The sequence below is a fragment of the Flavobacterium sp. LM4 genome (assembly GCF_002017935.1).
In the GTDB taxonomy this organism is placed as follows: domain Bacteria; phylum Bacteroidota; class Bacteroidia; order Flavobacteriales; family Flavobacteriaceae; genus Flavobacterium; species Flavobacterium chungangense.
This window is the reverse complement of record NZ_MUFW01000009.1, coordinates 1-10614: the sequence shown is the minus strand read 5'-3', so window position 1 is coordinate 10614 and position 10614 is coordinate 1. Positions and strand designations below refer to the sequence as shown.

The 10614-nt window shown below is 39.8% G+C and carries 8 protein-coding genes, 4 tRNA genes and 3 rRNA genes; 5 read left to right on the top strand and 10 right to left on the bottom strand.

Annotated features, from left to right (window positions below; translation table 11 throughout):
- Nucleotides 1–172 precede the first annotated feature (172 nt).
- The 4 genes from BXU10_RS24510 (at nucleotide 173) to BXU10_RS24500 (ending at nucleotide 3130) form a co-directional block, all read left to right on the top strand.
- Nucleotides 173–613, top strand: coding sequence for a MaoC/PaaZ C-terminal domain-containing protein (locus BXU10_RS24510; RefSeq protein WP_007809657.1), 441 nt, complete (start codon nucleotides 173–175; stop codon nucleotides 611–613).
- Between the two features lie 21 nt (nucleotides 614–634).
- Nucleotides 635–1234: an MFS transporter gene (locus BXU10_RS25520; RefSeq protein ID WP_223255575.1), complete on the top strand. Its 600-nt coding sequence runs from the start codon at nucleotides 635–637 to the stop codon at nucleotides 1232–1234.
- Entirely contained in the window at nucleotides 1201–1938 is a 738-nt protein-coding gene (locus BXU10_RS25515) for a hypothetical protein (RefSeq protein ID WP_223255574.1), read from the top strand. The genes BXU10_RS25520 and BXU10_RS25515 overlap by 34 nt, the downstream gene beginning before the upstream one ends.
- Nucleotides 1939–2026: 88 nt before the next feature.
- The gene (locus BXU10_RS24500; RefSeq protein ID WP_078225588.1) at nucleotides 2027–3130 is read left to right on the top strand and encodes a pectinesterase family protein; all 1104 of its coding nucleotides are present in this window, start codon (nucleotides 2027–2029) and stop codon (nucleotides 3128–3130) included.
- A gap of 60 nt (nucleotides 3131–3190) precedes the next feature.
- Here the strand turns inward: BXU10_RS24500 and BXU10_RS25835 are convergent, their stop codons facing one another.
- Entirely contained in the window at nucleotides 3191–3322 is a 132-nt protein-coding gene (locus BXU10_RS25835; RefSeq protein ID WP_369803426.1) for a LuxR C-terminal-related transcriptional regulator, read from the bottom strand.
- 15 nt (nucleotides 3323–3337) lie between these two features.
- Nucleotides 3338–3901, bottom strand: coding sequence for a helix-turn-helix transcriptional regulator (locus BXU10_RS24495; protein WP_223255573.1), 564 nt, complete (start codon nucleotides 3899–3901; stop codon nucleotides 3338–3340).
- A gap of 196 nt (nucleotides 3902–4097) precedes the next feature.
- Here BXU10_RS24495 and BXU10_RS24490 point away from each other — a divergent pair, with 196 nt between their 5' ends.
- Nucleotides 4098–4817 carry a DUF1349 domain-containing protein gene (locus BXU10_RS24490; RefSeq protein ID WP_223255355.1) on the top strand — a complete coding sequence of 240 codons (720 nt, stop codon included), beginning with the start codon at nucleotides 4098–4100 and terminating at the stop codon, nucleotides 4815–4817.
- Nucleotides 4818–4954: 137 nt separating this feature from the next.
- On the opposite strand, the gene tnpA is transcribed toward BXU10_RS24490, so the two are convergent.
- The 8 genes from tnpA to BXU10_RS24450 all read right to left on the bottom strand — a co-directional run.
- The gene (gene tnpA, locus BXU10_RS24485; protein WP_078230060.1) at nucleotides 4955–5401 is read right to left on the bottom strand and encodes an IS200/IS605 family transposase; all 447 of its coding nucleotides are present in this window, start codon (nucleotides 5399–5401) and stop codon (nucleotides 4955–4957) included.
- Between the two features lie 347 nt (nucleotides 5402–5748).
- Nucleotides 5749–5834: transfer RNA gene (locus BXU10_RS24480), tRNA-Leu, on the bottom strand.
- A gap of 5 nt (nucleotides 5835–5839) precedes the next feature.
- Nucleotides 5840–5912, bottom strand: a tRNA-Phe gene (locus BXU10_RS24475).
- A gap of 49 nt (nucleotides 5913–5961) precedes the next feature.
- Nucleotides 5962–6071, bottom strand: a 5S ribosomal RNA gene (rrf, locus tag BXU10_RS24470).
- Between the two features lie 181 nt (nucleotides 6072–6252).
- A 23S ribosomal RNA gene (locus BXU10_RS24465) occupies nucleotides 6253–9132 on the bottom strand.
- A 159-nt stretch (nucleotides 9133–9291) separates the two neighbouring features.
- Nucleotides 9292–9365 (bottom strand) — tRNA-Ala (locus BXU10_RS24460).
- A gap of 141 nt (nucleotides 9366–9506) precedes the next feature.
- Nucleotides 9507–9580, bottom strand: a tRNA-Ile gene (locus BXU10_RS24455).
- Nucleotides 9581–9706: 126 nt separating this feature from the next.
- Nucleotides 9707–10614 (bottom strand): 16S ribosomal RNA (locus tag BXU10_RS24450); the annotation flags it as partial.

The window sequence follows — 10614 nt, the reverse complement described above, 5'->3', positions numbered from 1 at the left end:
GCGTTAACGATTGAAGCGGCATCCTTTTTTGGCTTTTTCTGCCAAAAAGATACAGCGGAAAGCGTGTTAAAACGCCCAAAAAAATTATATAAATATAGTAATTAGTCGCTAGTCCATAGTAATTAGCTAATCACTAAGGACTAATCACTAAGGACTTAAAAACTAAAAAAACATGTATTTCAAATCCACATTTTTCGAAGACTATCAACTTAACGATAAAAGAGTTACATTAGGCAGAACAATTACAGAAACTGATTTTGTAGTCCACGCAGGACATACCGGAGATTTTTTCCCGCATCATATGGATGAAGAATGGTGTAAGACACAGCCTTTCGGACAAAGAATTGCACATGGAACAATGGTTTTTAGTATCGGTATAGGTTTGACAGCATCTGAAATAAACCCGGAGGCTTTCTCTAAAGGTTATGACCGAATGCGATTTGTAAAACCCGTTCATATTGGTGATACCATTCATTCAGAAATTACGATTTCTGAAAAAGGAGAAGCTAAAAAACCGGATATGGGAACGGTGACCGAACACGTAGAAATCATCAACCAGAGAGGTGAAGTGGTTTTGGTATGTGACCATCTTTTATTAGTAAAAAAGAAATAACCCTAAAATAAAAATCTAACTATGCAAGTAACTAACCAAACAGGTGACCAACACGAAATCCCAACAGAAGGCGGCAAAACAAATCAATATCTTTTGCCTTTTATTTTAATTACCAGCTTATTTTTCCTTTGGGGAATGGCTCATGGTCTTGACGGTATTTTGATTCCACATCTAAAAAAAGCCTGTCAGCTCAACAACAGAGAATCAACATTGATTGATACGTCTATCTATTTTGCTTATTTTATTATGGCGATTCCCTCTGGAATGCTTATTAAACGATTTGGTTATAAAAACAGTATTATCACTGGATTATTAGTTTTCGCAATTGGAGCTTTTCTTTTTGTACCCGCCGCAAACAGCAGAACTTATGAATTATTTTTGTTTGCCTTATTTGTAATTGGTTGCGGCTTGACTATTTTAGAAACTAGTGCAAATCCTTACGCAGCTATTTTAGGTCCTGCAGAATCTTCTTCATTTAGATTAAATCTGGCTGCCTCATTTAATGGTTTAGCAGCCATGTTAGGCCCCATTTTGGAGGTATTTTTATACTTTCAGGAATTAACTACACCCCAGCAGAGATGGCCGCAATGTCAGATACGGCAAAAACAGCCTACTTATTAGAAGAGGCTTCGGCAGTAAAATTGCCTTATATTATTTTAGGCAGTGTTCTGGTGTTGGTAGCTATAATATTTTATTTTATGCATTTGCCATCAATGAAGTCTAAACAAACAGAAAACGAAGTTAAACCAGGTTTTTTCTCTGTTTTAAAATTTTCTCACTTAAGTTGGGCAGTTGTAGCACAGTTTTTTTATGTTGGAGCCCAAGTATGTGTAACCAGCTTTTTTGTCCGAATAGCTCAAAAAGAAGCTGGATTAGATGAAAAAACAGCTGCTTATTACCTTGGCATATATGGACTTCTGTTTATGATAGGTCGTTTTAGTGGAACATTCTTTTTGAAATTTGTCAAAGACTATGTTTTACTTTCTATCTATTGTATAATTAGTGCTTTGCTTTGCTTAGTAGCGATTTACGGATCAGGTATTACAGTTATTTACGCATTGGGCGGATTAGGTTTTTTTATGTCAATCATGTTCCCAACTATTTTCTCTTTAGGATTGGTGGGTTTAAAATCGAATACCGAAACGGGTTCTTCATGGCTGGTAATGTCTATTGTGGGTGGAGCAATCCTTCCTTATGCAATGGGAACTTTAATTGACATGAAACATGACGATATTCAGTCAGGTTATATAATTCCGTTAGTATGTTTCGTGATTATTCTTTATTTCGGAATATTTGGACATAAAGTAAAAAATATCGTTTCTTAGTTCAATTTCAATTATTTTTATAAATTTCCAAGGTTCAAAATTTGTTCCTTGGAAATTTATTTTTTAACTGCTATCATTCAAATCTAATATGAAAAAAACGCTACTTACTTTTTACTTCTTGCTCATTAGTTTCAACGTGGTTTTATACGCCCAAAAAAACAAAACTGCTTATGATATTGTAGTGGCTGCTGATGGAAGCGGTAATTACACAAAAATTCAGGATGCTTTTAATGCTGTACCTGAGAATAGTTCTAAACGTACCCTCATTTTTGTGAAACCTGGCACTTATAAAGAGAAATTAAAACTAACCTCAGGAAAGAAAAATGTATCCTTAATAGGCGAATCTTACAAAAACACTATTCTTACCTACGATGATTATGCTGAAATTGCCGGTGGCACAAGCAAATCATTCAGTATATCAATTGAAGCAAATGATTTTTTTGCAGAAAACATAACCTTTGAAAACACTATTAGTAGCGAGTTACCTCAGTATAAAAAAGGGGGACAGGCTGTAGCTTTAATGGTAAACGGCGACAGGGCCATATTTCACAATTGCAAAATGAGCGGTTTTCAAGATACATTTTATCTTAAAGCAAATAAGAGAACCTACATCAAAGATTGTATCATTGATGGAACGACAGACTTCATCTTTGGCGCAGGAATAGCCTTGTTTGAAAATTGTTTTATTCAGTCTAGAAAAGACTCTTATATCACTGCAGGAAATCACGAAGCAGGAAAAAGCAAATATGGTTTTGTGTTTAAAGATTGTGTCATAATGAAATATCCTAAAACAACCGTTTCAAAAGTATCTCTTGGAAGACCATGGGGAGCAGGTGCAAATACGGTTTTCATTAATTCTTATGAAGATTCAACTATTATTCCCGAAGGCTGGTCTATATGGTCAAAAGATCCAGAACACAAGGGATATGACAACTGGAAAAACTCATTCTATGCAGAATATAATTGTTATGGCCCAGGTTCCAAATCTGATAATCGAATAGCATGGTCTAAACAGTTAAACAAAACAGAAGCTGCAGAATATACCAAAGAAAAAATATTTGCTGCCAACACAACAACTGCAAGTAATCTTGAAGGTGACTGGAATCCTGTAATTGAAAAAGACAAATGCGATTCTGTCTTACCTTCAAAAAAAGCCAAAAATGCCGATTCAAATTTTGAAAAAGGATTTTAAAATAAACCGCCATTCAAAAGTCTTTAAATCATATTTAAAGGCTTTTTTTATTTCTCAAACTTATACCTTTATTAATCCCATAACAAAAGCTGTTTTTAAAGCTTCGGTTGTATTCGCAACCTGCAGTTTTTGAATTATATTCTGTCTGTGGCGACGAACAGTATAAACCGAAATACTTAACAGACTTGCAATCTGATCACTATTGCTTCATTTTGCAAGATGAGTCAGAATTTCTAACTCTCTTTGAGACAGCAGACTTTCTGTATAAGGTTTATATTTTTCAGATGATATGGTTTCTCCTGTTTTAATATTTACAATTTTACCATCAATCCCCTTTCTAAATTCTGAATTAGTTGATGCTGCATACAAACACAATGCAAATAAAACACTCCCATTTGGCGATCTTTTAAGATACATAGTTCTATGGATAATGTAATACACATTTTTCTTATCAGAAGAACGTAAACGGCTAAAAGTACTGTAATTTCTATATTCTTCTTCAGGAAGATTTTTAAGATATTGAAAAAAATGAAGTTCTAAGGCATGGCGCTCGATTACATCCTCAGAATTTAACTTATCAAATATGCAGTCTTCAAAAGCAGAATCGATAAACAAATCACCTAAGAGTCCGAGCAATTTACCAAAATTACCTGCATAAATATAACTACAGTCAGCCTGAAAATCCGAAAGTACTGCGACACATTGCTCTATAGAAACATAAGCAGCAGCCATTTTTTTATAATCTTCTACGTGTAATGCCTCTTCATTCAAAAAAGTTTGTTTTAATAAAGTAGAAGTTAACTGATCTTCAATGGATATATCTGTAATAGTTGTTCAAATAAAATTGGTTAATTTTACGTATTGTCGTTATTAGAAGTAAAATGTAAATTTGAAAAACTAAGTTAGACTATTTATACTTTTAACAAAAACATTTATAAAATCTAAATCCATTATCTTCTGCAGTCTTTTGCAAATTATTTTATTTACAGGTTGTAACAATATTTCTAAAGAAAATAAAACAGCGAAAAATACTGCAACAAAACCAAAAGACTCAGCGATTGTCCGTGGAGTTCCATGCGATATCAAACTAAGCCAAATACATTTTACAAAATCAATTAATGGAGCTGATACGCTAGCAAAAGTGGATAATAAAGAAAACATACTATTTCATGTGGGAGAGAAAAAAGATTATTTCTCAGATCCAAATAATAAACTATCAAATAATTCGGCACCTATTCTTTTATCTAAAGTTGATAACACAAAACCCTTTACGTTAACAGCAAAAATAAGCCCGAAATTCACTAAAAACGGTTTATACAATGCCGGTGTATTATACCTATATGTAAACGACAGTTTTTATCAAAAATTTTGCTTTGAGCAGGATGAACGCGGTAATCACAGAATTGTCACAGTCCGTACCATAGGAACCTCAGACGATAATAATCATGACATTGTTGATGGCAAAACTGTTTACATGAAAATTTCATCAGATACAGAAACAGTTGCCAGCTATTATTCGCTTGACAATAAAAATTGGCAAATGGTTCGTTTATATAAAAACAATTATCCTGCAGAAATTTGGACAGGAATCAGTGCACAATGCCCGGTAGATATAGGAACAACAAGTTATTTCGAAGATATTTGCTTAGAACAAAAAAGTGTAAAAGATTTTCGTTTAGGAATCTAGAAATACGAAAAGGTGCTATTACAAAAGTGGATCTATATAATTTATCCCCTTTTCTAATAGCACATATTTAAATAATTAAAACTCTTCTTAGATTTTATTTGTTTGAATAAACTACCTCGGGCAGAGCCACCGAGGTATTAGAACAACGAGAGCTGTTGAGAATGTAATTTCTTGTATTCTTTCTCTTTACCTTGTGATTTCACATAAATTTGAATCGTATTTTCATCTACATGACGACCAACTGTATTTACATAATAACCTTTAGACCAAAATTCACCTCCCCATAATTTCTGTTTTACTTCTGGATGAAACTTAAAGATTTCTTTTGCAGTAATACTTTTTACTGTCCTGATAATTTTTGTCGGACTCTCTGTCGGAACACTTTGAATCAGAAAATGAACATGATCTTGGTCAGTGCCAATCTCTATAAACGATATGTCATAACGCTTAGCGATTTCCAAACAAATATCTTTCAACGTCTTGTCTAAAGCTGAACTAAAAACAAAACGCCTATATTTTGCTGGACAAACAAAATGATACAACAAAACAGAAACGTTATGGCTCTTATGGATATACTCACTCACATAACAATAATAAGAAAAAAAACGAAGCAGAGCTTCGGGGAATTAAACCCTTAGAGATTAAAACATTTTATCTTTTTTAAATACTAATTTTATTATGGGGAGTCCCCATTATAAAAAGGGACTTCCAAACTTACCGCTTATAAGCCCCTTTTTATAATGTGGTGGGGCTATCCAGGCTACTTCGGCAGCATCTTCCTATCCCTTTCCCAACTCCGTTTTAATCACAATATTTCAGTTAGCTATAAAGCCATAATCGTTTAGTGTATATCTCATCCTTTTGATTATTTAAAAGCTATCATAAAATAAAATAAAAACTCCAATCAGCCATAGCCAATTGGAGTTTTCAGTACTCAGAGCGGGACTTGAACCCGCACGAACATTTCTGTTCACTGGATTTTAAGTCCAGCGTGTCTACCAATTTCACCATCCGAGCATTTGTGGTACCTCCAGGGATCGAACCAGGGACACATGGATTTTCAGTCCATTGCTCTACCATCTGAGCTAAGGTACCTCATTTTAAAACAAAAAACCCTGTTTCATCAGAAACAGGGTTTTCAAAAGAAAGGCGACGACATACTCTCCCACATAACTGCAGTACCATCTGCGCAGGCGGGCTTAACTACTCTGTTCGGGATGGGAAGAGGTGAGCCCCGCCGCAATAACCACCTTAAGGTTGTTAGTCTAAAGTCTAAGGTCATAAAGTCAAAAGTTTTCACTTTACGACTCTGGACTTTCGTCTTTAAGACTGCCCGCGACGGGCAAATATCTTAACATACTGAGATAAAGAAAAATATTTTTATTTACTATTTTTAGAAAGTTTCTTCCTCCGGGTTGACCCGGAGGAAAAGGGTGTACATAAGCTTACGGATTATTAGTACTACTCGACTATGACATTACTGCCTTTACATCTATAGCCTATCAACGTGGTCATCTTCCACGATCCTTAAAAGAAATCTCATCTTGTGGTGGGTTTCGCGCTTATATGCTTTCAGCGCTTATCCCTTCCCAACGTAGCTACTCTGCGGTGCCCCTGGCGGGACAACAGATACACTAGAGGTTAGTCCAATTCGGTCCTCTCGTACTAGAATCAGATCCACTCAAATTTCTAACGCCCACAGTAGATAGAGACCGAACTGTCTCACGACGTTCTGAACCCAGCTCGCGTGCCACTTTAATGGGCGAACAGCCCAACCCTTGGGACCTTCTCCAGCCCCAGGATGTGACGAGCCGACATCGAGGTGCCAAACCCCCCCGTCGATATGAGCTCTTGGGGGAGATCAGCCTGTTATCCCCGGCGTACCTTTTATCCTTTGAGCGATGGCCCTTCCATGCGGAACCACCGGATCACTATGCTCTACTTTCGTACCTGATCGACCTGTATGTCTCTCAGTCAAGCTCCCTTATGCCATTGCACTCTACGCACGGTTACCAAGCGTACTGAGGGAACCTTTAGAAGCCTCCGTTACTCTTTTGGAGGCGACCACCCCAGTCAAACTACCCACCAAGCACTGTCCCCCACAAAGCGGGGTTAGGCCTCAGATAAACAAAGGGTTGTATTTCAACAATGACTCCACAACGCCTGGCGACGCCGCTTCATAGTCTCCAACCTATCCTACACATCATTTATCCAAGGTCAATACTAAGCTATAGTAAAGGTGCACAGGGTCTTTTCGTCCCACTGCGGGTAAACGGCATCTTCACCGTTACTACAATTTCACCGAGCTCATGGCTGAGACAGTGTCCAGATCGTTACACCATTCGTGCAGGTCGGAACTTACCCGACAAGGAATTTCGCTACCTTAGGACCGTTATAGTTACGGCCGCCGTTTACTGGGGCTTCAATTCAATGCTTCTCCGAAGATAACATCTCCTCTTAACCTTCCAGCACCGGGCAGGTGTCAGGCCCTATACTTCATCTTACGATTTTGCAGAGCCCTGTGTTTTTGATAAACAGTCGCCTGGACCTCTTCACTGCGGCCAGCATTGCTGCTGGCGACCCTTCTCCCGAAGTTACGGGTCTATTTTGCCTAATTCCTTAGCCATGAATCTCTCGAGCACCTTAGGATTCTCTCCTCGACTACCTGTGTCGGTTTGCGGTACGGGTACTAATTACCTGAAGTTTAGAGGTTTTTCTTGGAAGCCCTTAGGCGCACTATCTCTTTGTCCGAAGACTCCGAGTACTATCGTATTTCCCCAAAACCCGTGGATTTGCCTGCGGGTCTTATAGGTAGGTACTTCAACGAACTATTCCGTCAGTTCGCGGCGCTTTCATCACTCCGTCACCCCATCACAGTAATCAGTAGTACGGGAATATTAACCCGTTGGCCATCGACTGTCCCTTTCGGGTTCGCCTTAGGTCCCGACTAACCCACAGCTGATTAGCATAGCTGTGGAAACCTTAGTCTTTCGGTGTGCGGGTTTCTCGCCCGCATTATCGTTACTTATGCCTACATTTTCTTTTCTAACCAGTCCAGAATACCTTACGATACACCTTCAACCCTGTTAGAATGCTCCCCTACCACTTACAATTGCTTGTAAATCCATAGCTTCGGTAATATGTTTATGCCCGATTATTATCCATGCTCGTCCGCTCGACTAGTGAGCTGTTACGCACTCTTTAAATGAATGGCTGCTTCCAAGCCAACATCCTAGCTGTCTGGGCAGACAAACCTCGTTCTTTCAACTTAACATATATTTGGGGACCTTAGCTGATGGTCTGGGTTCTTTCCCTCTCGGACTTGGACCTTAGCACCCAAGCCCTCACTGCTGGGAAACATTATATAGCATTCGGAGTTTGTCAGGAATTGGTAGGCGGTGAAGCCCCCGCATCCAATCAGTAGCTCTACCTCTATATAACTATCGCCAGCGCTGCACCTAAATGCATTTCGGGAGTACGAGCTATTTCCGAGTTTGATTGGCCTTTCACCCCTACCCACAGGTCATCCGAAGACTTTTCAACGTCAACCGGTTTCGGACCTCCACACTGTGTTACCAGCGCTTCATCCTGCCCATGGGTAGATCACACGGTTTCGCGTCTAACACTACTGACTAAAGCGCCCTATTCAGACTCGCTTTCGCTACGGATCCGTGGCTTAACCACTTAACCTTGCCAGCAACGTTAACTCGTAGGCTCATTATGCAAAAGGCACGCCGTCACCCCACGAAAGGGCTCCGACCGCTTGTAAGCGTATGGTTTCAGGATCTATTTCACTCCGTTATTCACGGTTCTTTTCACCTTTCCCTCACGGTACTGGTTCACTATCGGTCTCTCAGGAGTATTTAGCCTTAGCGGATGGTCCCGCCAAATTCAGACAGGGTTTCACGTGCCCCGCCCTACTCAGGATACCACTATCTATTATACTTGTTACCCATACGGGCTATCACCCTCTATGGCCCGACTTTCCAGTCAGTTCCGGTTCCGTGTACATAAAATATCGTGGTCCTACAACCCCAACATTGCCGTAACAACATTGGTTTGGGCTAATCCGCGTTCGCTCGCCACTACTTACGGAATCACTTTTGTTTTCTTCTCCTCCGCCTACTTAGATGTTTCAGTTCAGCGGGTTTGCCCACCTATCGGTGTACTATGTCTTCAACATAGTGGGTTGCCCCATTCGGGTATCTACGGATCAATTCGTGTGTGCCGATCCCCGTAGCTTTCGCAGCTTATCACGCCCTTCATCGCCTCTGAGAGCCTAGGCATCCCCCATACGCCCTTATTTTGCTTATTGTACCAATCATAAATTAATATGACCGTTTTTTTTTGTTTCTTGTTGTTTGTATCTCTACTATAACAAAAAACGCTTTCTACTTTTTATTATTTCTTATCTCAATATGTCAATGAACTTTAACAATTAATAATTATCAATTGATAATTGTCAATTATTTCGTGGAGAATAACGGAGTCGAACCGTTGACCTCCTGCGTGCAAGGCAGGCGCTCTAGCCAGCTGAGCTAATCCCCCATTTTTTAGTTGTCAGTTAACAGTTTTCAGTTAACAGTACTTAAAACGGTTACTCAACCTCTAAATTTCCTTTTAATTAAGCTAATCAGTCTTTTTAATTATCAATTGTCAATTAATAATTGTCAATTTGATTTTAAAAAGTAGTCCCGGGCAGACTCGAACTGCCGACCCCTACATTATCAGTGTAGTACTCTAACCAGCTGAGCTACGAGACTCTGTTTTACTTAATTTTCATTTTTTTTTAAATTAACAGCAAGAGTAATACAATCTTTCAATTCAGAACTTTAAAGATCTTCATCTTTTTTCCTCAGCGTGCACAAATGCTAACACTAAGGCTCTAGAAAGGAGGTGTTCCAGCCGCACCTTCCGGTACGGCTACCTTGTTACGACTTAGCCCTAGTTACCAGTTTTACCCTAGGCAGCTCCTTGCGGTCACCGACTTCAGGCACCCCCAGCTTCCATGGCTTGACGGGCGGTGTGTACAAGGCCCGGGAACGTATTCACCGGATCATGGCTGATATCCGATTACTAGCGATTCCAGCTTCACGGAGTCGAGTTGCAGACTCCGATCCGAACTGTGACCGGTTTTATAGATTCGCTCCTGGTCGCCCAGTGGCTGCTCTCTGTACCGGCCATTGTAGCACGTGTGTAGCCCAAGGCGTAAGGGCCGTGATGATTTGACGTCATCCCACCTTCCTCACAGTTTGCACTGGCAGTCTTGTTAGAGTTCCCGACATGACTCGCTGGCAACTAACAACAGGGGTTGCGCTCGTTATAGGACTTAACCTGACACCTCACGGCACGAGCTGACGACAACCATGCAGCACCTTGTAATTTGTCTTGCGAAAGATCTGTTTCCAAATCGGTCAAACTACATTTAAGCCTTGGTAAGGTTCCTCGCGTATCATCGAATTAAACCACATGCTCCACCGCTTGTGCGGGCCCCCGTCAATTCCTTTGAGTTTCATTCTTGCGAACGTACTCCCCAGGTGGGATACTTATCACTTTCGCTTAGCCACTGAAGTTGCCCCCAACAGCTAGTATCCATCGTTTACGGCGTGGACTACCAGGGTATCTAATCCTGTTCGCTACCCACGCTTTCGTCCATCAGCGTCAATCAATTAGTAGTAACCTGCCTTCGCAATTGGTATTCCATGTAATCTCTAAGCATTTCACCGCTACACTACATATTCTAGTTACTTCCTAATAATTCAAGTTCAGCAGTATCAATGGCCGTTTCCACCGTTGA